The sequence below is a fragment of the Poseidonocella sp. HB161398 genome (assembly GCF_005870025.1).
GTDB lineage: Bacteria > Pseudomonadota > Alphaproteobacteria > Rhodobacterales > Rhodobacteraceae > Mangrovicoccus.
In genome coordinates, this window is the sequence record NZ_VATA01000078.1 from 1 (window position 1) to 24,703 (window position 24,703).

General features: G+C 66.8%; 20 protein-coding genes. 11 read left to right on the plus strand and 9 right to left on the minus strand.

Annotated elements, in window-relative coordinates:
- Positions 1–269: 269 nt before the first annotated feature.
- The 5 genes from FGX59_RS31685 to FGX59_RS31705 all read right to left on the minus strand — a co-directional run bounded on the left by FGX59_RS31685 (position 270) and on the right by FGX59_RS31705 (position 5,724).
- On the minus strand, positions 270–1,097 hold the full coding sequence (locus FGX59_RS31685) for an ATP-binding cassette domain-containing protein (protein ID WP_138471929.1): 828 nt from the start codon (positions 1,095–1,097) through the stop codon (positions 270–272).
- Positions 1,098–1,107: 10 nt separating this feature from the next.
- Positions 1,108–2,184: an ABC transporter permease gene (locus FGX59_RS31690; protein WP_138471931.1), complete on the minus strand. Its 1,077-nt coding sequence runs from the start codon at positions 2,182–2,184 to the stop codon at positions 1,108–1,110.
- A gap of 90 nt (positions 2,185–2,274) precedes the next feature.
- Positions 2,275–3,219, minus strand: a complete 945-nt coding sequence (locus tag FGX59_RS31695) for a sugar ABC transporter substrate-binding protein (protein WP_138471933.1) — start codon at positions 3,217–3,219, stop codon at positions 2,275–2,277.
- 224 nt (positions 3,220–3,443) lie between these two features.
- Positions 3,444–4,475 carry a LacI family DNA-binding transcriptional regulator gene (locus FGX59_RS31700; protein WP_138471935.1) on the minus strand — a complete coding sequence of 344 codons (1,032 nt, stop codon included), beginning with the start codon at positions 4,473–4,475 and terminating at the stop codon, positions 3,444–3,446.
- A gap of 355 nt (positions 4,476–4,830) precedes the next feature.
- Positions 4,831–5,724, minus strand: a complete 894-nt coding sequence (locus FGX59_RS31705) for a LysR family transcriptional regulator (RefSeq protein ID WP_171060919.1) — start codon at positions 5,722–5,724, stop codon at positions 4,831–4,833.
- A 135-nt stretch (positions 5,725–5,859) separates the two neighbouring features.
- On the opposite strand from FGX59_RS31705, the gene FGX59_RS31710 reads away from it, so the two are divergent.
- The gene (locus FGX59_RS31710) at positions 5,860–6,294 is read left to right on the plus strand and encodes a PACE efflux transporter (protein ID WP_138471940.1); all 435 of its coding nucleotides are present in this window, start codon (positions 5,860–5,862) and stop codon (positions 6,292–6,294) included.
- Between the two features lie 63 nt (positions 6,295–6,357).
- Positions 6,358–7,518 (plus strand): MFS transporter, encoded by a 1,161-nt coding sequence (locus tag FGX59_RS31715; protein ID WP_138471942.1) that lies wholly within the window; start codon positions 6,358–6,360, stop codon positions 7,516–7,518.
- Positions 7,519–8,228: 710 nt separating this feature from the next.
- Here the strand turns inward: FGX59_RS31715 and FGX59_RS31720 are convergent.
- Positions 8,229–9,815 (minus strand): GMC family oxidoreductase, encoded by a 1,587-nt coding sequence (locus tag FGX59_RS31720; RefSeq protein WP_138471944.1) that lies wholly within the window; start codon positions 9,813–9,815, stop codon positions 8,229–8,231.
- Positions 9,816–10,069: 254 nt separating this feature from the next.
- Here FGX59_RS31720 and FGX59_RS31725 point away from each other — a divergent pair, with 254 nt between their 5' ends.
- The gene (locus tag FGX59_RS31725; RefSeq protein WP_138471945.1) at positions 10,070–10,945 is read left to right on the plus strand and encodes a sugar phosphate isomerase/epimerase; all 876 of its coding nucleotides are present in this window, start codon (positions 10,070–10,072) and stop codon (positions 10,943–10,945) included.
- Between the two features lie 16 nt (positions 10,946–10,961).
- Here the strand turns inward: FGX59_RS31725 and FGX59_RS31730 are convergent, their stop codons facing one another.
- The 3 genes from FGX59_RS31730 to FGX59_RS31740 all read right to left on the minus strand — a co-directional run bounded on the left by FGX59_RS31730 (position 10,962) and on the right by FGX59_RS31740 (position 13,952).
- Entirely contained in the window at positions 10,962–12,329 is a 1,368-nt protein-coding gene (locus FGX59_RS31730; RefSeq protein WP_138471947.1) for an aspartate ammonia-lyase, read from the minus strand.
- A gap of 2 nt (positions 12,330–12,331) precedes the next feature.
- Positions 12,332–13,027 (minus strand): hypothetical protein, encoded by a 696-nt coding sequence (locus FGX59_RS31735; protein WP_138471949.1) that lies wholly within the window; start codon positions 13,025–13,027, stop codon positions 12,332–12,334.
- 91 nt (positions 13,028–13,118) lie between these two features.
- The gene (locus FGX59_RS31740) at positions 13,119–13,952 is read right to left on the minus strand and encodes a helix-turn-helix transcriptional regulator (RefSeq protein WP_138471950.1); all 834 of its coding nucleotides are present in this window, start codon (positions 13,950–13,952) and stop codon (positions 13,119–13,121) included.
- Positions 13,953–14,116: 164 nt separating this feature from the next.
- On the opposite strand from FGX59_RS31740, the gene FGX59_RS31745 reads away from it, so the two are divergent.
- The 8 genes from FGX59_RS31745 (at position 14,117) to FGX59_RS31780 (ending at position 24,434) form a co-directional block, all read left to right on the plus strand.
- Positions 14,117–15,919 carry a thiamine pyrophosphate-binding protein gene (locus tag FGX59_RS31745; protein WP_138471952.1) on the plus strand — a complete coding sequence of 601 codons (1,803 nt, stop codon included), beginning with the start codon at positions 14,117–14,119 and terminating at the stop codon, positions 15,917–15,919.
- A 214-nt stretch (positions 15,920–16,133) separates the two neighbouring features.
- Positions 16,134–17,453 carry a histidinol dehydrogenase gene (hisD, locus tag FGX59_RS31750; RefSeq protein ID WP_138471954.1) on the plus strand — a complete coding sequence of 440 codons (1,320 nt, stop codon included), beginning with the start codon at positions 16,134–16,136 and terminating at the stop codon, positions 17,451–17,453.
- A gap of 66 nt (positions 17,454–17,519) precedes the next feature.
- Complete coding sequence (locus tag FGX59_RS31755) at positions 17,520–18,773, plus strand: ABC transporter substrate-binding protein (protein ID WP_138471955.1); 1,254 nt, start codon at positions 17,520–17,522, stop codon at positions 18,771–18,773.
- 170 nt (positions 18,774–18,943) lie between these two features.
- The gene (locus FGX59_RS31760) at positions 18,944–19,783 is read left to right on the plus strand and encodes a carbohydrate ABC transporter permease (protein ID WP_240722815.1); all 840 of its coding nucleotides are present in this window, start codon (positions 18,944–18,946) and stop codon (positions 19,781–19,783) included.
- Positions 19,773–20,645 carry a carbohydrate ABC transporter permease gene (locus tag FGX59_RS31765; RefSeq protein ID WP_138471959.1) on the plus strand — a complete coding sequence of 291 codons (873 nt, stop codon included), beginning with the start codon at positions 19,773–19,775 and terminating at the stop codon, positions 20,643–20,645. The genes FGX59_RS31760 and FGX59_RS31765 overlap by 11 nt, the downstream gene beginning before the upstream one ends.
- 4 nt (positions 20,646–20,649) lie before the next feature.
- Entirely contained in the window at positions 20,650–21,738 is a 1,089-nt protein-coding gene (locus FGX59_RS31770; protein ID WP_138471961.1) for an ABC transporter ATP-binding protein, read from the plus strand.
- Between the two features lie 6 nt (positions 21,739–21,744).
- Positions 21,745–23,295, plus strand: a complete 1,551-nt coding sequence (locus FGX59_RS31775; protein ID WP_138471963.1) for a GMC oxidoreductase — start codon at positions 21,745–21,747, stop codon at positions 23,293–23,295.
- The gene (locus tag FGX59_RS31780) at positions 23,292–24,434 is read left to right on the plus strand and encodes an MFS transporter (protein ID WP_138471965.1); all 1,143 of its coding nucleotides are present in this window, start codon (positions 23,292–23,294) and stop codon (positions 24,432–24,434) included. The genes FGX59_RS31775 and FGX59_RS31780 overlap by 4 nt, the downstream gene beginning before the upstream one ends.
- Positions 24,435–24,703: the final 269 nt, after the last annotated feature.

Genomic DNA, 24,703 nt, shown 5'->3' on the forward strand with positions numbered 1-24,703 from the left:
GGGATAGAGCTTCGGCCGCGTCCACCAGGAGAAGAAATCCGGGCGCGGGGACATCTCGACATGGTCGTAGCCGAGTTCGGCGACCTTGCGGATCGTGTCCTCCAGCGACAGGTGCCGGATCATGTGCGGGTCGAGCGTGTGTTTCATCACTGGTCCTTGCGGCCCGTCGGGCCTGGCTGTCTTCGGGCAGATCCTGCCCGGCCTCCGGAGAGGGCGGAAAATTCGATGGTCGGGGAGGCCCCGGCTCACGGCCGGGGCGGGACGGGGCGTCAGGCCGCGCTTGCGTATTCGGGCTGGGTCTTGGCGCCCGTGATATAGGCGACGACTTCCTCGCCCGTGGTCTCGGCGACATTGAGGTTGGCGCAGACGCGCCCGCGCCGCCAGACGACGATCCGGTCGCAGAGCTCCATCACCTGGCGCATGTTGTGGCTGATGAGGATCAGCGGCTCGCCCTGCTCCTTCAGCGTGCGGATGATGTTCTCGACCTGCGCGGTCTCCTGCACGCCGAGCGCCGCGGTGGGCTCGTCCATGATGGTCAGCTTCGAATGGAAGGTCGCGGTCCGCGCGATCGCCACGCATTGCCGCTGGCCGCCGGACATGTACTGGATCGTGTTCCGGATATTGGGGATCTTCACTCCGGTCTTCTGCAGCCCCGCCATGGTCGCCTCGCGCATGCCGCGGTAGTCGAGGATCGAGAAGGGCCCGAGATTGAACAGCGTCTTCTCGCGGCCGAGAAAGAGGTTGTCGGGCACGTCGAGATGGTCGGCCAGGGCGAGGTTCTGGAACACCGTCTCGATCCCGGCCTCGCGCGCTTCCAGCGGCCCGTTGAAATCGCGGTAGGCGCCGTCGAACCAGATCCTCCCGGAGGTCTTCTGCTCCACCGCGGTGATCTGGCGGACGAAGGTCGACTTGCCCGCGCCGTTGTCGCCCATGATCGCGACATGCTCGCCCTTGCGGATCTCGAAGTCGCAATCGACCAGCGCGTGGACGCCGCCATAGTGCTTGGTCAGCTTCTCGGTCCGCAGGATCACGTCGCCGGGATGGCCGTCGGCATGGTCCACGTCGCCTGCCGAGATGTTGGTCTGGATGTCGCTCATGATGTCCTCCTCACATCTTTCTCGCGGCGCGGCCCTGGCGCCACTGGTCGAGCACGACGGCGCCGACGATGATCCCGCCCTTGACCATTTCCTGGTAGTAGGCGTCGAGCTTCAGGAAGGTGAAGCCGGAGATGATGACCCCGAAGATCAGCGCGCCGAGCACCGTGCCCAGCACCGAGCCGCGGCCGCCCTGCAGGGAAATCCCCCCGATCACCGCCATGGCGATGGCGTCGAGCTCGTACATCAGCCCCATGCCCGACTGCGCGGTCAGGTTCTTCGAGCTCAGGACCAGCGCCGCGATCCCGGTCAGCAGTCCCGCCATGGCATAGACCATGAGCTTGTGGCGCTTGACGTTGATCCCGGACATGCGCGCCGCCGCCTCGTTCGAGCCGATCGCATAGGTGTGCTTGCCGTAGACGGTGTATTTCAGGATCAGGTGGAACAGGATGGCGAGGCCGACGAAGATCGCCACCGGCATCATGCCGCCGCCGATCGCGGCATAGCTTTCGGTCGGGAAGCTGACCGGCTGCCCGGCGGTCCACCACTGCGCGGCGCCGCGGGCGGCGACCATCATGCCCAGCGTGGCGATGAAGGGCGGAATGCCGGTATAGGCCACGAAAGCGCCGTTCACGAGCCCGGCGCAGAGCCCGACGGCCAGCGCGACCAGCACGGGCAGCATGACCGGAAGGTTGACCCACCCGCTGTCGAAGAACACCGCGCGGCTGTTCGGGATGCCGTTGATGTCGCCGACCTGGGCGAAGCTCATCGCGATCATCGCGGTCATGGCGACAACCGAGCCCGAGCTGAGGTCGATGCCTCCCGTGAGGATCACCTGGGTGACGCCGAGCGAGATGATGCCGATGATCGACACCTGCAGGATGATGACCTGCAGCCGCTGGGTGTTGAAGAGGCCGTCGACCCCCTCGCGGGTGTTGAACAGGAAGCTCTCGCCGTAGATCAGCCGCCCGAGGATCTCGAAGGTCGCGGTGATCAGGACCAGCGCGATGGCCACGCCGGCCTCCGGCGGCCAGTCCCGTTTCGAGGCATCGAATGTCAGCCCGCCTATTCCATGCGTGGTATCGGTCATTTGGGATGTTTCCTCCGCTATGGTGCCCGCCGCCTCCTTGCGCCGGGCCGGACGGGCGGCCCGCGGCCCCCCGCCCGAAGTCGCTGCCGGTCAGTTCGCGGCGACGTAGTCGCGCATGTTCGCCGGGGTCACGAGCTCGAAGGGCACCCAGACGGTGCGGTCGACCTCTTCGCCGCGGGCAAGCGCGAGCGCGGCATCGAGCGCGCCCTCCCCCTGGCCGGCCGCGTTCTGGAAGACGGTGACGTCCAGCTCGCCCGCAGCCATGGCCAGGAGCGCGTCCTGGGTCGCGTCGACGCCGCCGATCACGACGTCCTCCATGGAGATGCCCGCGGCCTTGATCGCCTGGATCGCGCCGATCGCCATCTCGTCATTGTTCGAGATCACCGCGTCGAAGGGCGTGCCCGAGGACAGCCAGTTGGTCATCAGATCCTGCGCCAGGTCGCGCTGCCATTCCGCGGTCTGCTTGTCGATGACATTGAGCGTGACCGCGCATTTGCCGGCCTCGACCACGTCATGGATGTCCTGGGTGCGCTGCACCGCCGCCTGGTTCGACAGCATGCCCATCATGATGTAGATATCCGCCTCGGTCTTGCCTGCCGCGGCGAGCTGGTCGCAGACCGCGATGGTCTCCAGCGTGCCGGAGTCGCGCTCGTCGGAGCCGACGAAGGCCTGGCTGTCGGGCAGGCTGTCGAGATTCACAGGCATCCGGTTGACGAAGACCAGCGGAATGCCCGCGGCCTCGGCCTCGTCGGTCAGCGCCTGGGTGGCCGAGGTGTCGACTGCGTTCACCACGATGGCGTCGACACCGGTGGCGATGAAGTTCTTCACCTGGTCGAGCTGGCGGGCGACGTCGTCGCGGGCATCCTCGATCTGGACCGAAATGTCGTCCGAGGCATCGGCCCTGGCCGAGATGGCGTTCCTCAGGACCGTCAGCCAGTTGTCGTCGAAACGCGACATGCTGACGCCGATATTCTCGGCAGAGGCCGAAACGGCCAAGGCGGATGCGATCGCGGTCGTGATCAGAAAGGTCTTCATGGGTCAGTGCTCCTCCGGGTGTCCGCTCCGGACCGGCACGGCTCCGCCCTTGGCCGGATGATGGCATCCGGCCGTCACGGGGATGGCTGTCGGTCTGGAACGGGCAGGCGCCTCCTCTGCGCTGCTGCCCGAAATTCCGCCAAACCGGGTGCCGGGTCAACCGTGGTTGCGATGCATTTCCCGTCATCCGTGATGGGAAATGAAGCGCCATGATGGGAATTCTCTCACGTCAGGGATTCAGGCGTGTAGATCTCGGGGATGAAGAACCTCTGCCCGGGCGTCGCCGCCATGCCGTTCTCCTGCGTGGCCTGTGCCAGCGCCAGGAGCTCGCCCACGATCTGCCGGACCGGCGTGCCGAAGACGATGGAGACCACGCCCTTCTGCAGCCCGCGCTGCGATTCCGGGGTCAGTTCGTTGACCAGCAGGGCATGGCTGCCCGGCGGGCGGGCCTCCTCGAAGGCGGCGATCGCGCCCTCCATGCCGCCGCCCGCGACATAGACCCCGACCAGGTCGCGGTGCCTCGAAAGCAGGTCGCAGGTCGTCTCGTAGGTGAGTTCCCGCGTCTCCAGGTTGACCTGGGTTTCCAGCAGCTCGAAGCCGCCGCCGAGCTCGCGGAAGAAGCTGCGCATGCCGGTCTCGCGCATTTCGTGGCCATGGTAGCGGTGCGCGCCGATGAAGATGCCGATCTTGCCCGGCCGGGGCGCGATCTTCGAGATCAGCCAGCCCGCGGTCCGTCCAACCTTCAGATTATTCAGCCCGAAATAGCTTTCCCGGACGCCCTGGGCGAAGTCCGACAGAAGCGAGAAGGTGGGAATTCCGGCTTCCTTCAGCTCCAGCACCGCGGCGGTGACCTCGTGATGGTCGATGCCGGTGGCCACCACCGCATGCGCGCGGCCGTTCAGGCTGCGCAGGATCTCGGCCAGCTCCTGCGGCCGTGTCGTCTTGGCGAAGCGGATGTCGAGCCGGATGTTGCAGGATGCGACCGCGCGGGCCTGTCTCTCGAATTCCTCCCGGAACGTCCGGTAGAAGGCATGGCGTTCCTTCTGCAGCACGATGCCGATCCTCAGTTCCGGCCGGTCGGCCATGATGCGGTGGCGGATCGCGGTGGCACCGTGATAGCCGACCTCCTCGGCGGCGGCATGGACCTTGCGCGCGGTCTCCTCGCGGACCTTGGCGCGGCCGCTGAGAACCCGGTCGACGGTGGCGACGCTGACGCCGGCCATTGCGGCAACGTCCGTGATGGTCGGGCGCTTCATGCAGGATTTCCGGATCGGGGCAGGGCATTTCGCATCCCGCATCTATGAAGCTTGACGTGAAACTTTTCAACGGCCCTCTTCCCGGACATCATCCGAAGGCGGCGAGGACGCGCATGCGGCCGCCGTGGATGATGGCATGGCCACGCATCAGCCGGGCGGCCGGGCATGTCGCAGCGCCGTGCGGGGAAGATGGCGGGCATTGTCGCCGGGCTGGGTCTCGACCCGGGCGACATCTCCGTCCGCGTTGCGGAGCCGGAGCCGGGTGGCGGCACGCACGACTGTCAGGCGCACCGCGTCACCTTCGCCCTTGTGCCGGGAGGGGGGGACAGCATTGCAGCGTCGCCAGCTGGCGCGATCAGTCCGGCCGTGCCCGCTCGCCATCGAACAGCCCCGCGACGAACTCGGTCACCGCGCGGACACGGGCGCTGCTGCGCAGTCCTTGGTGCATCGATAGCCAGACCTCCTGGTCGAGTTCCGGGATGTGCGGAATGACCACGTCGAGGGCCGCGCTCTCCCCAGCGAGGAACGTCGCGAGCACGCCGAGTCCCGCCCCGTGGATCACGCCATCGAAGATGCCGATCCCGTAGCTGCAGCGCATCCATGGCGCCCTGCCGCCGGCCAGTCCGCGCAGCCAGCGATCGGTCCGGAACTCCGCGCGCGGCTCGTCAAAGCCGATATAGTCGAGGGCAGCCCAGTCGCCTGCCGCGATGCGCGCGGCGTGCCTCTGGCGATAGTCCCTGTTGCAGTAGAGCCCGTAGGACAGGGTCCCGACCCGGCGCGCGACGAGGTCCTCCTGGTCGGGGCGGAAGGGTCGGATCGCGATGTCGGCCTCGCGCCGCGCGAGGCTGTAGGGGCGGTGCGTCGTGACTATCTCGATCTCCAGGTTCGGATAGAGCTCGCGGAACGGCGCGAAGCGCGTCGTGAGGAAATAGGACATCCACTCGTCGGTGTTGATCCGCACGGTTCCGGCGGTCGAGGCCGCGTCCCTCTGGTCGCGCATCCGCTCGATCTCGAAGGAGATCTCCTCCATCTGGGCAATCCAGGACACGGCACTCTCGCCCGCGGCCGTCGGCACGCAGCCGGTCTGGAACCGCTCCAGCAGCTTCTCGCCGAGGCTGCGTTCCAGATCGTCGATGCGCCGGGACAGCGTCGCCGGGCTCAGCCCGGTCGTCAGCGCGGCGGCCCGGAAGGTGCCCGCCCGCACGACTTTCATCAGGATCCGCAGATCCTCCCAGTTCGCGTGTTCCATATCTGAAGCACCTAGCGCCATGTTCTTGTGTATACCTTGCAATCCAGAACATGCGATCTCCCCCTCTGCAAGCTCGCGCCGCCAGGCAGGCCCAGATCGGGTACGGGCGGGGGAGTACGGGGAAGGAACGCGATCATGCGAACAATCTGGGACAGGGTCCGCCATGCGGTGACCTTCGAGCTGGTGGCCCTGGCGATCTTCACGCCCGGTGCAGCCCTGCTGCTGGAGCGGCCGGTCACCGACACGGGCCTCGTCGGCGCGGTATCGGCAACGGTGGCGACGGTCTGGACCTTCGTCTTCAACCTCGTCTTCGACCGCACGCTGCTGCGCCTGCGCGGCTCGGCGGACAAGACGATGGCGATCCGGGCGGGGCATGCCATGATTTTCGAGGCAGGGCTCGCCGTCCTGCTGGTCCCGGTGATCGCGGCGATCCTTGATATCGGGCTGATGGAGGCGCTGGCCATGGATCTGGGGGTCGTCGCTTTCTATCTGGCCTACGCCTTCATTTTCAACCTGGCCTATGACTGGCTGTTTCCGGCTGCTCCGGTGATGCCCTGTGCCGGCGCCTGAGCCGTGGCGGCGCGGCACCCGCCGGAACAGCGAACAATGCAGGCAGGGCAGGAGGTCCTCTCCATGACAGCGCAACTCCTGTCCCTGGCGATGCCGCAGGCCGGGCGCTGGCCGCTGGAGCGGTGGTGCGCCGCGACTGCCCTGTCGAGCGTGCCGCTGGCCGCGGCGCCGGTCGCCTTCTCCCTCGTCTCGCTCTCCGTGACCGGCGACGTGCGCGGCGGTGCGGCGATGATCCTGGCCATGACTGCCGCGAGCGTTCTCGGGGCGGTTCCGATCACCCGGGCAGGACGGCGTCTTGCGCCGCTCTCCTGCTTCCGGATCCTCGTGGCCGTGCGCGTGGCGGCGCTCGTTGCGATGACCGTCGCGGCAGTGACCGGGGCGGCCTTCGGCTGGCTTCTCGTCGCGGCCCTCCTGCTCGGATCGGTCCACGGGGCGGCCCATGGCATCCTCCGCTCGCTGCTTGCGGGGATCGTTCCGGGATCAGGCTTCCCGCGCGCCCTCGGGATCGCGGCAACGCTGAACGAGCTGGTCTTCGTGATCTCGCCGGTGCTCGCGTCGCTGCTGGGCGGGGTGTCGCCCGCTGTCGCGCTGGCAGCCATGACTGCCGCCGGAGTGCTGCCGGTCCTGCTGGTCCCGGACATCCGGCCCGACCCGCAGCCCGAGGGGCCGACGCCGGGAAAGGCACCTGTTCTCACGCGCCCGGTCCTGTTCTGGCTGGCCGTCGCCGCCGCTGGCGGCTTCGCCGTCGCGGCCTTCGAGATCGGGGCCGTCGCGCTGGCGCTCCGCTATGGGCATGACGCGACCATGGCGCTCCTGTTCACTCTTCCGCTCTGCGTGGCGTCGGTCTCCGGCGGTCTCTGGGTGAGTGTCCGCAACCGCCCGCTCGGCCGGGTCCGGATCCTCGCGGCGCTCGCGCTCACCACGGCAGGCGCCGGCCTGTCCGCGCTCGGGGGCTCGCTGGCCATGACGGTTCTCGGGGCGGTGCTTGTCGGCCTCTGCCTGGCGCCGCTGGGCACCGACGGCTCGCTGGCGCTCGAGCATCTCGCGCCGGAAGGCCGCAAGCCCGAGGTCGTCGCGCTGCAGCGGACCGCGCATGCGCTGGGGATCATCGGAGCCAGCGCCATCCTCGCCGTGGCTCCCGTCTCCGCAGCCCTCGCCGCCGCCGCCTGCCTGATGGCGGCTGTGACCCTCTGGGCTGCGCTGGGAGGCCCGGACCGGGACTGAGACGTCTTCTGGCCCCGCGCGGGGCCGGATTTCCGGTGCGTCCTCAGGGGAAGAAGGGGAAGAGGAGGGGCAGGAGGATCATGGCGGCGAAGGTGGAGACCGCGATCAGCGACAGGCCCGCCCGGGCGTCGTCGGCCAAGCTGCAGCCGCGGAGACCCTGCGTCGAGGGGATCGACCTCGGCTTTGAATCCTTGGCCGGGCATCGGGCGGCAAGACCGAACGCCGGGTAGACAGCAGGGGTATGGTGCCGCCCTGGACGCTCGACCGGGTATTTCGGCGGCGATATCGCCAGGTCGGGCATGAACCATGCCAGCGTGATCGAAACATTGACGATGCTGGCGCTGGCACACAATCAAGTCGATCCGTTCCGCCACTCCGGTCCAAGGGCATGAAGGCGGCGGGATTCACCTGTGTCTGACGCATCCCTCTGCAAGGGCCATGCGTTCAAGTTTCAAGCCAGGCGCGGATGTCAGCCCGTGACGCACCGGAAACATCCGCGTATTCGGCCATGTCAACATGTGCCGCACGGTCCGCCACCGGGCGCGCTGCGTGCCCTGGGACGTCTTGGACCCAGACATGGATAACGTCCCCGGCTCCATCAGTCTCGGCAATGTAGAGTGTCATGACTACCGCCCTGCCTTCTTTCCGCTCCCGTGCAGCGAGCACCATTCCCCAAGATCGCTTCTGCAGCTTTGTCGCCCTAGGTTGCCCTATGCCCGGATCAGGTCGGACGCCTTCTCGCCGATCATGATGCAGACGGCATTCAGGTTGCCCGAGGTGATGTTGGGCATGACAGAGGCATCCGCCACCCGAAGCCCCTCTATTCCATGCACCCGCAGGTCCGGATCGACGACCGAGCCCCCGTCGGTTCCCATCCGTGCCGTGCCGCAGGGGTGCAGCGCGGCATGGGCCTCCCGCTGGCAGAACTGGCGGACGCTGTCACGGGTCAGGGCCGGGCCCTCAGGCACGATGCGGCACGCAATGTACTGGGCAATTGCCGGCTGGGCCATGATCTCCATAGCCAGCAGGGTCGCGTCTGTGACGGCCTCCAGGTCGCGCGGATCGCCGAAATAGTTCGGGCGGATCACCGGGGCATCCTGACGGTTGCCGCTGCGGAGAGTGACGTCGCCGCGCGAATGCGGGCGGATCTGGCCCAGATTCACCGTGCAGCCGTTGCCGCCGGGCACGCCGTCGACGCCTTCCTCGATGCCCGCGCCGCAGACCAGGAAGAACTGGCAGTCGGGCAGCGTCTCGGTCCGGTCGCCCCACCAGAACGCCCCGCCCTCGATGAGGTTCGATGTCGCCGGACCCTTGCCGAAGGCCAGGTATTCCAGCCCGGCCATCGCCTTCCAGAACGGCTTCTTGTAGCGGTCGTAGCTGTGTGGCCCGTTGAGCTGGTAGACCAGCGAGATCTCGATGTGGTCCTGGAGATTCTGGCCGACGCCGGGCAGGTCCTGCACAACGGCGATGCCGTGGCGTTCCAGCGCTGCAGCAGGCCCGAGCCCCGAATGCATCATCAGGTGCGGCGTGGCGATGGCGCCGGCGCTGAGGATGACCTCCCGGCGCGCGGTCAGCGTCTCTATCTTGCCGTTCCGGACATACTCGACTCCGGTGGCTCGGCCGTTTGCGATCACGATGCGCGTCACCTGCGCGCCGGTGGCCAGGGCCAGGTTCGGCCGTTTCAGCGCCGGGTGGATATAGGCCACCGCCGCCGAGGACCGCCGCCGTCCCCGTGCGGTGATCTGATAGAGCCCGGCCCCCGCCTGGTCGCCGCTGTTGAAGTCGGCATTCACCGGCAGGCCCTGCTGCTGGCAGGCCTGGAGCCAGGCACGGGTCAGGGGATGGATGCCGTCAATGTCCGAGACCTTCAGCGGCCCGTCGGTGCCGTGCGCCTCGCCGGCAAAGCGGTTGTTGCTCTCGGAGCGGCGGAAATAGGGCAGCACGTCATCATAGCTCCAGCCGGTTGCCCCTGCGGCGGCCCAGCCGTCGTAGTCTGCCGGGTTTCCCCGGATGTAGATCATCGCGTTGACCGAGCTGCCGCCGCCCAGCACGCGGGCCTGCACCATTGTCTCGCCCTCCGGGCGCTGCTGTTCCGGACGCGGCTCCCAAGTGTAGCGTTTCAGCAGCGGCCCCTGGGCCGTCTTGTAGTAGGCGCCCGGAATGTGGATGTAGGGATTGCGGTCGCGCGGGCCTTCCTCGAGCAGCGCCACCTGGCAGGAGGCGTCTTCGCTCAGGCGCGAGGCCAGGACGCAGCCGGTCGATCCTCCCCCCACGACGATATAGTCGACGCTCTCCATGACGCCCCCTTCCTGATGGCCCGCCGCTGCCGGTCATCGGCGCTGTCGCGATGGAGCGGGTTCTATCCGTGGCGCGGGGCTCCCTTCAATTTCGCATCGGAACGGTTGTCTTCGCAATGTGACGCAATGAGTGAGCCGGATTGCGTCAAGTATATGATAGTGCGGGAGAAATTTGATATTCCACTTGCCTGGAAAGTCCCGGTCCGGATAACACTCTGCCAGATTCCCGGCAATTGTCATCACAGGAGCCTCCCATGGCCGACCAGCAGCTGATATACCACGGCCTCGTGTCGCGGCATTCGACCCTGTCCACCGACCTCGAGATCATGCGCCAGACAGGCTTCGAGGGACTCGAGGTCTCGGCCGCCAAGATGAAGGCGGCGCTCGATGCCGGCATCTCCGGGGAGGAGCTGCGGAGCTGGTTTCGCGACGTGCGGGTGCCCGGCATCGGTTTCCTCCTCGATGTCGAGCGGCATGGGACGGACGCGGACGCGCTGATGTGCGACGCCGAGGAGATGTTCCGCCTCGCCAGCATCGCCGGGGCGGAGGGCGTGCAGGTCATCACCGGTCCGGTAGAGCTGGAGGCCGTGAAGTCTCTTGGCGAGGGACGCGCCTGGCCGGGCTATGCCGGGGTGCTGGGCCTGCCGCGGGACGAGCAGATGCGCATCTTGTCGGCGAGCCTGGCGCGGCTGGCTGATGCCGCCGCCGCGCATGGCCTGCTGATCTACCTCGAGGCCCTGGCCTGGCTGCCGCTGAACCGGCTGGCCGACCAGGTCGAGGCGATAGCCCGAGCGGACCGGGGCAATCTCCGCCTGGTCGTGGACTTCTGGCATTGCCATGCCTCCGGCGACACGCCGGAGGATGTTGCACGGCTGGACCCGCGCCTGATCCACGGGGTGCATTTCTGCGACTCGCGCTTCCATGGCGGAGGGGTGCCGGACGAGTCCGTGCTGCGGGACGTGGCGACGGGGCAGGGGGTGCTGAACCTGCGCGACTGGTCGGACGCGGTGAAATCGACCGGCTACAATGGATGGTGGAGCTGCGAACTGTTTTGCCGCCGCCAGCAGCAGGAGAACAGCTTCGCCATTGCGCGTGAGCTACATGACCTGATGCGCCGGACGATCCTTTGACCGGCGCATCCCTTGGTCACAGCACTGCAGGCAGTCCGTGACAGGCGGCGAAGGTGTCCCAGCTTTCGCCGCTCTCCACCATCTGCTTCGCCAGTGCGGAGGCGCGGTCGTAGCCGATGGCCGGAACCAGTGCCGCGAAGTTCGCCGTGCTGGCCGACAGGTTCTGCGCGCAGCGCTCCGGCCGGGCGGCGATGCCGGTGATGCAACGGTCCCGGAAGGCGTCGGAAGCGTTGCGCAGCAGGGTGATCGCATGCAGGAGCCCGTAGGCGATCAGCGGCTCGAAGGCATTGAGCTGCAGCTGTCCGCCCTCGGCGGCGAAGGTGATGCTAACGTCGATCCCGATGACCTGGTACGCAACCTGGTTCACCATCTCGGGGATCACCGGGTTCACCTTGCCCGGCATGATCGACGAGCCCGGCTGCATTGGCGGCAGGCCGATCTCGCCCAGGCCGCCGCGAGGGCCGGAAGACAGCAGGCGCAGGTCGTTGGCGATCTTCGACAGCTTGGTCGCCAGCCGCTTGAGGTTGCCGGAGAGGTGGACGAAGACCCCGACATCCCAGCTGGCCTCGATCAGGTCGCCCGAGGGGCGCAGCGGCAGGCCGGTGATCCGGGCCAGCTCTGCCACGGCGCGGGCCTGGAATTCCGGGGTGGCGGTGACGCGCGTGCCGATGGCCGTGCCGCCGAGATTGACCTCGGCCAGCAGGCTGATCGCCGCTTCCAGCCGCGCCATGTCCTCGCGCAGGGTGACGCCATAGGCGCGCATCTCGTCGCCCAGAGACAGAGGCACCGCATCCTGCAGTTCGGTCCGGCCCAGCTTCATGACATCGGCGAAGGCCGCGCCACGCTCCTCGAAGGCCTGCGCCAGCCGGTCCAGCGCCGTTACCAGTTCCGGCACTGCGGACATCAGTGCGACCCTCAGGGCCGTGGGGTAGACGTCATTGGTGGATTGCGCCCGGTTCACGTCGTCATTGGGATGGAGATGCTGGTAGGCGGCGGGCGGCAGGCCCAATAGCTCCAGCCCGCGATTGGCGATGACCTCGTTGACGTTCATGTTTGTCGAGGTCCCTGCGCCGCCCTGCAGCACGTCGATCGGGAAATGGTGCAGGTGGTGCCCGGCGATCAGCTCGTCGCAGACCCGCGCGATGATCCCTGCCTTCTCGCGACGCATCTGCCCGAGTTCTGCGTTGGCAAGGGCCGCCGCCTGCTTCACTTGGGCGAAGGCGCGGATCAGGTGCGGAAACTGCCCGATGGGAATTCCCGAGATCGGGAAGTTCCGGATGGCCCTTGCAGTCTGGGCCCCGTAGAGCGCAGACGCCGGCACATCCAGGGGCCCGAGCGCGTCGCACTCGCGGCGGAGGTCCGAGCATTTGACGGTATCGCCCATGATCAGCCCTTCGGATGCAGTTCGATGGCCAGCCAGACGCAGTCGGTATCGGCGTAGTAACGATGCCATGGATACGTCCACTGGTTGTGTCCGGTGACCCGGCAGAAGGGGTCATGCGTGGCGCCCGGGCTCATCGGGATGTCCTCGTAGATCGAGGCCTCTTCGCTGCCGTGGAATTTCTGCATCCGTCCGGTGCCATGGATCTGGGTGTGCACCTCGAGAAAGGGGTGCTCGTTGTGGATGAAGCAGTCGGTGTCTCCCGGCGACCACCAGAGGTTAAGCCGCAGGTCGAAGGCCTGTTCCGCCTGCGCCGTGCTGCGCTCGTTGGTGAAGACGAGGGGATCGGTGACGACCTCGCCGCAATGGTCGAACGGCGAGATGTAGAGCGGTGTGTCCCGCGGGAAGCTGCGGATGCGGTCGCCCAGCCAGTCCCAGCCGCGCAGGCCGGCGCCGCCAAGATTGGTGCGCCGACGCACCTTGATCAGCGCGACGCGCTCGGCCTCGGCGATCGTGCCGCCCTTGAGCCACGTCGATTTCCACGCCGGCACGATTGCCGGATGATCGCTGCCGGTGATCATCCGGCGCGGCGAGAGGTTGATCGCTATGGCGTCTTCGACCTGGTAGCCGCGGACATCCTCGACCAGTTCTGCGTAGATGAAATCGTCGGCAAAGGCCAGATTTCGCTTTGAGTTCGGCATGGTTGCCCTCCTGTGACGGGGGCATATCAGCACCGGCACCGCGACCGCGCCATTTCGCGGCGGTGCAAATTCTGACGCAGACTGACGCAAGTCAGCCGGGCTTGATCATCTCCGGCTCGGTGCCGAGATAGTCGCGGACCTCGGCGGGAATCGACAGATCGGTGAAATCCAGCGCCGAGGTCCGCGCGAGATCCTGCCGCGACAGCAGGCCCGGGCGCCGGTAGTGCAGCGCCTGCCGGGTGGAAAATGGCTGCCGGTACATGTTGGCAGCGATCCCCGAGGTGATGCCGAGCAGAACCGACTTGGTGTTGCGCTGGATCTGGGAATAGATGCCGAAGGTCATCTCGTTGCGCTGCTCGGTCTCGAAGTCGAGCGTGAAAATGCGTCCCTCGATCGGCAGGACGAAGCCATGGTAGCGGAAGCGGTAGGCCGTCCTGCTGCGGTCGTCCTGGTGGGGAAAGCGTTCGACATAGACATGTTGCAGCATGTCCGCCCCGGCATAGATGCACATGCTGGCGCGCAGGATGCGCCGCGGGTAGATCGACGAGTAGTGGTAGCGGTCGTAGACGCCGACAAGCGACTGGCGCACCGAGTCCGGAACCGCCATGGCCGTCGACAGGAAGGCCGCCACCTGGGGCAACCGCCGCATCCGGTTGAAGGTTTCGAAGAAATCGCCGTCGATCAGGGCACGGAATTCCTCCTCAGGCGAGAACATCACCTCGGGGTCCAGCCCGAAATGGCTGGCGATGGCGCGGATATTCGCCGTCGAGGGCATGTGCCGCCCGGCCAGGTACTTGTTGAACTGCTGGCGATTGATGCCGATCTTGCGGCAGATCCGGGAAATCGAGCCCTGCTGCTCGCACAGGCGGCGCAGGTTTGCTGAAAATGCCAGCAGTCTCGGGTCCGGGAGCGGCGCTTCGGTCAAGGTGTCCTCCGAGATGTCGCAAGATTGTGCGTCAGGTTGCGTCAGGTTTCTGGGCCATGCGAAATTGTTTTTCAACCCCGAAATATCGAGTTTCGCCCCAATCCGGACGGCGCAGCCAACGACTTCGCCTCCGGCAGAACCCATATCGGAACGGGGAGACCAGAATGAAGCTGACAGGCGGAGAAGTCGTCGCACGGGCGCTGAAGGACTATGGCGTCGAGTACGTTGCAGGCGTGCCGGGACACGGGATCTGGGCGCTGTTCGACGCCTTCCTCCAGGAGGAGAGCCACATTCCCTTCATCCAGGTCATGCACGAGCAGAGCGCCGTGCACATGGCAGATGGCTACTTCCGAGCGAGCGGAAAGCCGATGGCCTGCTCGACCTCGGTCGGCCCTGGCGCGGCAAATACGGTCATCGGCCTCGCCACGGCCTATGTCGATTCGACCTCTGTCTTCTACGTCTCGGGTTCGCCGCAGACCTACATGCACGGGCACGGCACCATGCAGGAGCTGGAGCGTCGGCAGGACAACGCCTTCGGCCGCATCACCGAGCAGGTGACAAAGCGGGCCTGGCAGGCGAATTCGGTCAAGGTTCTGCCGTCGATCATGCACCGGGCCTTCAACGAGATGATGACCGGCCGGCCCGGCCCGGTGCATGTCGAGGTGCCGATGGACGTGCAGGTCGAGGCGGATGACGTCACCATCCATCCGCTGTCCCAGCGGCTGCCGATTGGCGTCGCGCACCCCGATCCGAAGGCGATCGAAGCCGCGGTCGCGCTCCTGAAGACCGCCGCGCGCCCGGTGATCGTGGCCGGTGGCGGCGCGATCACGGCGAACGCGTCGAAGGAGCTGACCCGGCTGGCGGAACGGCTTGGCGCGGCCGTCTCGATCACCTGGAACGGCAAGGGCGCGATCCCGGAGGATCACGAGGCCTTCATCGGCGCCGTGGGCCAGACCGGCACCACCAGCGGCAACGCCATCACCGCCTCGGCCGACGTCGTGATTTCCGTGGGCTGCCGCTTCACCGACTGGTCGGCGTCGTCCTACGCGAAGGGCGTGTCCTTCTCCTTCCCGCCGGGCAAGCTGATCCATATCGACCTCGACCCGCGCGAGATCGGCAAGACCTACCCGACCGAGGTAGGCATTGTCTCTGACGCGAAAATCGCGCTCCAGGGCATCCTGGATGCGATCTCCGAGTCCGACAGCGCCGCGATGCTGGCGAAGCGCGACAGCTTCCGCGCCGACGTGGACGAGGCCAAGGCGAAATGGCGCGCCCAGGTGGAACCGCGCGAGCAAAGCCGCGAGACGCCCTTCACTTCGCAGCGCCCGCTGGTGGCGCTCCGCAAGGTTCTGCCGCGCGACGGCATCGTGGTGGTCGGATCGGGCAACACGCAGGGCTCGGTGAAGCAGAGCTTCCCGGTCTACGAGCCGCGCACGCACCTGACCTCCGGGTCGTATTCGCCGATGGGCTGGGCCGTTCCGGCGGCCATGGGCGCCAAGCTGGCCAAGCCCGATACTCCGGTCGTGGCCATCGTCGGCGACGGCGACTTCATGATGTCTCTGCCCGAGATGGGAACCGCCGTGATGAACGGCATCAACGTGGTGTTCCTGGTGCTCAACAACCAGGGCTACATGTCGATCCGTGGCGGCCAGCGCAAGTTCATGGGCCGACACGTGGCGTCCGAGTTCAACCACCACGCCGGCAACGGCGAGCCCTATTCGGCCGATATCGCGGCCAGTGCGAGGGCCTTCGGACTCCAAGCCTGGAAGGTCGAGAAGGATGAGGATCTGGAAAACAGCCTCGAGGAGGCGCTGGCCTGCGGCGGCCCTGCCCTGGTCGAGGTCATCGTCTCGCGCGATGCCGCAGGCCCCTTCGCTACCGGCTGGTGGGACTTCCCGTCGCCCGCCTACTACGAGAAGGAACAGGCAGATTACGCGGCGATGCGGGCGAAGGAACAGCATCTCTGACAACTCCTGCGGGGTCGCAAGATCCCTGCACTGACAGGACCCCGGCCCGGTACCCTCCACCGGACCGCAGGGCGGGAGCGTGCCGCGCCTCCGCCGTCCCGGCCCCGGCCCCTCCTCTTCTTCCGTCGGGGTTCCGGGGCCTCCATCCCCTCATCGTCGCCGTCTCCCGTCGTCCCGCGGGCCAGAGCGACCGCCGTCACAGGAGACCGATGACATGGCGATCCAGTACCTCAAGCGCGGCCAGGCCGCCGATGCCCGCGCCGATGCGGACCAGAAGACCCGGGCAGTCGTCGAAGCGACGCTGAAGGACATCGAGGCCCGGGGCGACAGCGCCGTGCGCGAGCTGTCGGCCCGGTTCGACAACTACACGCCGGCGTCCTTCCAGCTCAGCGACAGCGAGATCGCGGCCATCATCGCGCGGGTGCCGGACCGGGACATGGCCGACATCCGCTTCGCCCATGACCAGGTAACCGGCTTTGCCCGGGCGCAGCGGGCAACGATGGGCGATCTGGAGATCGAGACACTGCCGGGCGTCATCCTGGGCCATCGCAACATCCCGGTGCAGTCCGTCGGCTGCTATGTGCCCGGCGGCAAGTTTCCCATGGTCGCCTCGGCCCACATGTCCGTCGCGACGGCGAAGGTTGCCGGAGTGCCGCGCATTGTTGCCTGCACTCCCCCGTTCCGGGGCGAGCCGAACCCCGCGGTGATCGCCGCGATGAAGCTCGGCGGCGCGCACGAGATCCACGTGCTCGGCGGCATCCAGGCGATCGGCGCCATGGCGCTGGGGACCGAGAGCATCGCCCCCGTCGACATGATTGTCGGGCCCGGCAACGCCTTCGTCGCCGAGGCCAAGCGTCAGCTCTACGGCCGCGTCGGCATCGACCTCTTTGCCGGCCCGACCGAGACCCTCGTGATCGCCGACGAGACGGCCGCCGATGCCGAGCTTTGCGCGACAGACCTGCTCGGGCAGGCGGAGCACGGGTACAACAGCCCCTGCGTGCTGCTCACCAATTCGTCGGCCCTGGCCCTGGCCACGCTGGCCGAGATCGAACGGCTGTTGAAGATCCTGCCGACGGCCGAGACCGCCCGCGCCAGCTGGGAGACCCATGGCGAGGTAATCGTCTGCGACACCTATGACGAACTGCTGGCGCAGGCCGACGAGATCGCCTCGGAGCATGTGCAGGTGATGACCGACCGCGACGACTGGTTTCTCGAGAACATGCGCAATTATGGCGCCCTGTTCCTGGGCCCGCGCACCAATGTCGCCTTCGGAGACAAGGTGATCGGCACCAACCACACGCTGCCGACAATGCGCGCGGCGCGCTACACCGGCGGTCTCTGGGTCGGCAAGTTCCTCAAGACCTGCACCTTCCAGAAGGTAACAACCGACGAGGCCAGCGCGCTGATCGGTGCCTACGGTTCGCGGCTGTGCCATCTCGAAGGGTTCGTTGGCCATGCCGAACAGGCCAACATCCGCGTCCGCCGGCATGGCCGCCGCAATTTGGAGTACGGGGCCGCCGCAGCTGCGGAGTGATCCCCTCGCGACTCGTGGTCCCGCCGGGACCACGCCCATCCAGAACCAATCAACAGGGAAGAAATCATGACCAAATACAAGACCCTCCTGCTGGCCACAGCGCTGGCCCTGCCGCTTCCGGTCCTGGCGCAGGAAAAGGGCACCATCGAGGTGCTGCATCACTGGGTGTCCGAAAGCGAATCCGCCGCTCTGAACGTGGTGCGCGAGAGGATGGCCGAGCAGGGCTTCGGCTGGCAGGACAGCGCTGTCGGCGGCATGTCCGGGGCCAATGCCACGCAGGCGCTGCGCACGCGGCTGGCTTCCGGCAACCCGCCGGGGGCGATGCAGTTCCTCGGCTACGAGGGCCTTAACTGGAATGCCGAAGGCGTGGTCCGCGACTTCTCGGAGCCTGCGAACGAGAAGGGCTGGTTCGACGCCATCGAGCCAGAGGTGGCGGAATTCGTCACGGCCGACGGCAAGTTCTTCGCCATGCCGATCAACATGCATCGCCAGAACTGGATCTGGGCCAACAAGAAGGTGTTCGACGCCAATGGCCTGTCGGTGCCGCAGACCTGGGCCGAGCTGATCGCCATGGGGCCGAAGCTGAAGGCCGTCGGCGTCGTTCCGCTGGCGACCGGCGACGAGGCCTGGCAGATCCAGCTGATCTTCGATGCGCTGGTAACCGACCTGAACGGCCCGGATTTCTACCGCAAGGCCTTGGTGGAGCTTGACACCGAGGCTCTGTCCAGTCCCGGCATGATCGCCGTCTTCGACACCTTGCGCGAGGTGCGCGGACTGGTCGATGACGGTTTCGTCGGGCGGGACTGGGCCGTGGCCACCGGCATGGTTGCCTCGGGCGAGGCGGCGATGCAGGTGCATGGCGACTGGGCCAAGGGCGAGTTCCTCGCGCATGGACTGAAGGAAGGCGAGGATTTCCTTTGCTTCGCCACCCCGTCGAAGACGCCAAGCTACCTGTTCCTGATTGACAGCTTCGGTGCCTTCACGACCCGTGATGTCGCCACAACCGCGGCTCAGGCCGCCCTGGCCGAGACCATCATGGATCCGGAAATCCAGCGCGCCTTCAACAGGATCAAGGGCTCGATCCCGGCCCGGTCCGACGTGTCGGTCGACGGGTTTGACAGCTGCGCCGTCAAGAGCTTCGAGGACCGCGCCGCCGCCATCGAAAACGGTGCCATGCTGGGGGCGCTGACCCACGGATTTGCCAGCCAACCGCAATTCGCCGCCGTCTTCGCGGACGTCGTGGGCCAGTTCTTCGTCACGGACATGACATCGCAGCAGGCGGTGGACATGCTCGTGAACGGAATCGCCAACGCGATGTGACGAAGCCGTGCCGGTGCGGGGCGCTCCCCCGCGCACCGGCACGGCTCCACGCTCGGCAAGGAGACACCATGACCGACATTTCCCAATCCGCCGCGGTTCCTGGTACCGCCCCGCAGCGCCCAGCCGCGACCCTGTCCGCCCGGCTCGCCCGATGGCTGCCGCGCCTCGTGATGGCCCCGAGCTTTCTCGTGGTGCTGATCGGCGTCTATCTCTTCATCGCCTGGACGTTGTGGATCTCGCTCTCCTCCTCGGCGATGCTCCCGCGCTACGACTTCGTCGGGCTCGAGCAGTATGTCCGCCTGTGGAACACGCCACGATGGCACACGGCAGTGATCAACCTGTTCCTCTTCACGGGGCTCTTCCTGGGAGTCACCATCGCGCTGGGATTGCTGATGGCGATCCTGCTCGACCAGAACATCCGGGCCGAGGGCGTGCTGCGCACCGTCTACCTCTACCCGATGGCGCTGTCATTCATCGTCACCGGCACCGCGTGGAAATGGGTCCTCAACCCGGAACTCGGTGTCGAGAAGGTGGTGCAGTCCTGGGGCTGGGACACCTTCGCCTTCGACTGGATCACCCGGCCCGAGACGGCCATCTACTGCGTCGTCATCGCGGCGGTCTGGCAGTCGACCGGATTTGCCATGGCGATCTTCCTTGCCGGGCTGCGCGGGATCGACAGCTCCATCATCAAGGCGGCGCAGATCGAAGGTGCCTCGCTGCCGCGCATCTATGCCAGCATCATCGTGCCGCTGCTGCGCCCCGCCTTCCTTAGCGTCATCGTGCTGCTCTCCTACATCTCGATCAAGAGCTTCGACCTGGTGCTGGCACTGACCAATGCCGGTCCGGGCGGATCGACCGAGATGCCCTCGACCTTCATGTTCGCCTACACCTTCCAGCGCAACCAGATGGGCGTAGGCGCGGCCAGCGCGATCATGATGCTGATGACGGTCGCCGCGATCATCATCCCGTACCTCTACTCCGAACTGCGCGAGGACACCCATGGCCACTAAGTCGCTCGCCCGCCAGCAGATGCTGGGCCGCCTGTTCATCTACAGCGCGCTGCTCCTGCTGGCTCTCTACTACCTGATGCCGCTCTGGGTGATGGTCACCACGTCGCTGAAGCCGCTGGACGAGATCTACTCCGGCTCCTTCATCGGCCTGCCGCAAGCAATCACCTTCGAGGCCTGGTCCAAGGCCTGGTCGGGGGCCTGCATCGGCACGGAATGCACCGGGCTGCGACCCTATTTCGTCAACTCGATCATGATGGTCGTGCCTGCGGTGCTGCTCTCGACCGGTCTCGGTGCGCTCAACGGCTATGTGCTGACGAAATGGCGCTTCAAGGGGGCGAACCTGGTCTTCGGGATGATGCTGTTCGGCTGCTTCCTGCCCTACCAGGCCGTCATCCTGCCGATGGCCCAGGTGCTGGGCCGGCTGGGCCTCTCGGGCTCGATCCCTGGCCTGGTCCTGGTGCATACCGTCTACGGCATATGCTTCACCAGCCTGTTCTTCCGCAACTACTTCATCACCATACCGGACGAGCTGACGAAGGCCGCGCAGATCGATGGTGCCGGATTCTTCCGCATCTTCCTCTCGATCATGCTTCCGGCGGCGCTGCCGATCATCGTGGTCAGCTGCATCTGGCAGTTCACCCAGGTGTGGAACGACTTCCTCTTCGGAGTTTCCTTCACATCCGGCTCCGACACCCCGATCACCGTGGCGCTGAACAACATCGTCAACGTCACCACCGGCCGCAAGCAGTACAACGTCGACATGGCCTCGGCCATGATCGCGGCCATTCCCACGCTGCTCGTCTACGTCGTCGCCGGCCGCTACTTCGTCCGCGGCCTGACAGCTGGCGCCGTGAAAGGATAATCCCATGGCAACTCTCGACATCAACCGCGTCCGCAAGGCCTACGGCAACCTGGAAGTGCTCAAGGAAGTCAACATCTCCGTCGGCGACGGCGAGTTCCTGGTGCTGCTGGGACCGTCGGGCTGCGGCAAGTCCACCCTGCTCAACATCATCGCCGGGCTGGAGGACATCACTGGCGGCGAGGTCCTGATCGGCAACCGCGTCGTCAACGACCTGCCGCCGAAGGACCGCGACATCGCCATGGTCTTCCAGAGCTATGCGCTCTACCCGACAATGACGGTGCGCCAGAACATCGAGTTCGGCATGAAGATCCGCGGCATTCCGGCCGAGGAACGGGCGAAAGCCACCAATGCCGCCGCCGAGATGCTGCAGATGACGGGCCTTCTCGACCGCAAGCCCAGCCAGCTTTCCGGCGGCCAGCGCCAGCGTGTCGCCATGGGGCGTGCCATCGTGCGCCATCCCGACCTGTTCCTCTTCGACGAGCCGCTGTCGAACCTCGACGCCAAGCTGCGCGTGGACATGCGCACGGAGATCAAGCGCCTGCACCAGCGCCTTGGCACCACGATCGTCTATGTCACGCATGACCAGATCGAGGCGATGACGCTGGCAACCAAGGTTGCAGTGATGAAGGGCGGGGTGGTGCAGCATTTCGGTCCGCCGCAGGAGGTCTATGACCGGCCGGCCAACACCTATGTAGCACGCTTCGTCGGCTCGCCGGCGATGAACATCATCCCCGGCCGGCTGCTGGCCTCTGACGGGGTGCCAACGGTGGCCTTCGACACTCCCCAGGGCGAGGCAGTGGTGCGCGGCGTGCCGCTGTCGGCCGAAACGGCACACCGTTTCGCGGGACGGGACGTGCTGGTGGGCATCCGCCCCGAGCATTTCGGCCTCGACCCCTGCGGCACGGTGCCGGTCGGCGTCGACGTCGTGGAGCCGACCGGGCCGGACACGCTGATCGTCTTTGCTGCCGGGGGCACGGAGGTGGTTGCCCGCCTCGAGCCCTTCGACGCCCAGGTGGGCCGGCAGGAGCGGTTCTCGGTCAAGGCCGAGAAGGTCGTGCTCTTCGATCCCGCGACCGAGACGCGGCTGGACTGAGCCGGGATGGATGCCGACCTGATCATCATCGGCTCGGGAGTGGGCGGGGCGTCCCTGGCGGCAGCCCTCGCCCCAAGCGGGCTGCGCATCCTCGTCGTGGAGAAGGGTGGGCACCTGCTGCCCTGTCCCGAGGCGCGTGACGACGAAGCCATCTTCCTGCGCCGGCATTTCGCGCCAACCGAGCTGTGGATGGGGTCGGACGGCACGCCCTTCGTCGCGGGCAACCACTATGCCGTCGGCGGCAACTCGAAGTTCTACGGCGGCGTCATGTACCGCTACCGCAAGGCGGATTTCGCGCCGCGCCGTCATCCCGGGGGCACAAGCCCTGGCTGGCCGTTTGCCTATGCGGATCTGGCGCCCTGGTATGACCGGGCGGAACGGCTCTTCCGGGTGCGCGGCGCTGCAGGCGAAGATCCGACAGAACCTCCCCGCAGCGGATCCTATCCTTTCCCGCCCGTGCCAGACGAGCCTGCGATTGCCACGGTCCGCCGCCGCCTGTCCGCGGCCGGGGCACATCCGGCGTCGCTGCCGCTGGCCATCGACATCGACACCTGGCTGGCAGGAGGGCAGACAGGCTGGGATGCCTTCCCCAACACAGGCCGAGGCAAGATCGATGCCGAGACCGGGCCGCTGGCCGATGCCCTGGCCTGTCCCAACGTGACGCTGCTGGCCGGGGCCGAGGTGGTCCGGCTGGAGACCGGGGCAGGCGGCACGCGGATTTCCGCTGCAATCATCCGCATGGACGGGCGGGAGAAGGCTCTGGCCGCCAGAGGCTTTGCGCTGGCTGCCGGGGCGATCCAGTCGGCAGCGCTGCTGCTGAAATCTGCCGATGCCGCGCATCCGGCCGGCCTGTCGAACGGCTCTGGCCAGGTCGGGCGCAATTTCATGAACCACAACAGCTCGGCAATGCTAACGCTGGATCCGCGGATGAAGAACACGTCGGTCTACCAGAAGACCCTCGGCCTGAACGACTTCTACGATGCCGATCCGAAAGGGCGGCAGCCGCTCGGCAATGTGCAGGGACTAGGACGGATCACCGCGCCGGTGCTGAAGGTCAACATGCCCTGGCTGCCGATGCCGCTGGCCCGCCTGCTGGCGGCCTATGCCTTCGGGTGGTTCCTCCAGAGCGAGGACCTGCCCGATCCCGAAAGCCGGGTGACCTGGGAGAAGGGGCGCATCGTCATAAGCTGGAAGCGCAGCAACATGCAGGCACATCGCAGCCTGATCCGCCGCACCCGCGTCTTGATGCGCAAGGCAGGCTTTCCGCTGGTGCTGGTGCGGACCTTCGGGATCCGGGTCACATCGCATCAGTGCGGCACGGCGCGGCTCGGGATCGATCCCCGCACTTCGGTGGTGACGCCGCAGCTGCGCAGCCACGAGATTGACAATCTCTGGATCACCGATGCCTCGGTGCTGCCGACTTCAGCCGCGGTGAACCCGGCCCTGACGGTCTGCGCACTGGCGCTGCGGGCCGCGGACGGCATCCGCGAGGCCCTCGTGTTGCCTGCCGCCGCAGAGGGTATGCCGACGGAAGAGATCATAGGTGAAACCCGATGACACAGGCCATGACACGGCTTCCCTTGGCCCGGCGCGGAACCAGGCTGGCCTTCCTCGCAGGCGGGTTCCTGATCGGCTCGTGGGCGCCGCTCATTCCCGGGGTCAAGGCTGCGACCGGACTGGACGATGCGCAGTTCGGGCTGGCCCTGCTCTGCCTCGGGGCTGGCTCCCTGATGTCCATGCTGGCCGCCGGTGGAATCGCCGCCCGCATCGGCACCGGGCCGGTGATCGCCGTTGCCGGGACTTTGGCGGCCCTCGCGCTTCCGGTGGCTGCCCTGGCCGGCAATGGCTGGTGGCTGGGGCTTTCCCTCATGCTTTTCGGCGCAGCGCTCGGAGCGCTCGACGTGGCGATGAATATCAGCGGCTCGCAGGTCGAGGTCCTGGAGGACCGTCCGCTGATGTCCGGCTTCCACGCGATGTTCAGCATCGGCGGCCTGGCCGGGGCAATCGCGGCCACCTGTCTCGCCAGCATCCAGCTGCCGGGCGTCGCCGTGGCAGCGGTCTGCGGCGGGCTTGCGCTTCCCGCGGCACTTGCTGGTGCCCGGCACGCGCTTCGGTCGGAGGGCCGCTCCGCCGCGTTTCTTGCCTGGCCGCGCGGGCCGGTCCTTGTGTTCGCGGGCATGGTCTGCGTCACTTTTCTGGTCGAGGGCGCAATCCTCGACTGGGGCGGCTTGCTGCTCCTGGAGCGCGACCTTGCCTCGATGCAGACCGCGGGACTGGGCTTTGCCGCATTCTCAGTTGGCATGGTTGCGATGCGCCTGCTGGGGGACAGGGTGGTCGAGCGCCACGGGTCCGGGCCCGTGCTGATGCTCAGCGGCTGCCTGGCCGTGCTGGGCATTTTCGGGACACTGCTCCTGCCATGGACTGCGCCTGTGCTCGCCAGCTTCTGCCTGGTTGGCATCGGTGCCGCCAGCATCGCGCCGATCCTGTTCAGCGCCTGCGGGCGGCAGGAGGCAATGGCGATCGGACCCGCAGTCTCGATCGTTGCCTTTGCCGGCTATGGCGGGCATCTCGCCGGACCGGCTGTCGTGGGCTTCATCGCCGGGGCAAGCAGCGTGGCCTTTGCCCTGGCTGTCCTGGCCATCCTGTTCCTGGTCATACCTGTGGCGGCATGTCTGCTGGGCGGGGTCTGGCGCTGAAGTCGTGGCTCCCGGTGTCAATGCTGAAATGGGTGTTCGGGGAGTTACAGGCTCAGAGAGCTTGCGTCAGGTGCTCGACCGGGCCGGAATGCGCTTCCCCACGGGACTACAAGTTTTGCAACAGCCTGTCGCGCAGCGGCATGGGTTCGCGAACCGGGCGCTGGCCTGCTACTTGACGCGCACCCGGGCGGATTTCGAGGACTGGAAACCATGAGCGCACCGCGTCGCATCCTGCATTACAACTGGGCGCAGTTCGACGATCCCGAATT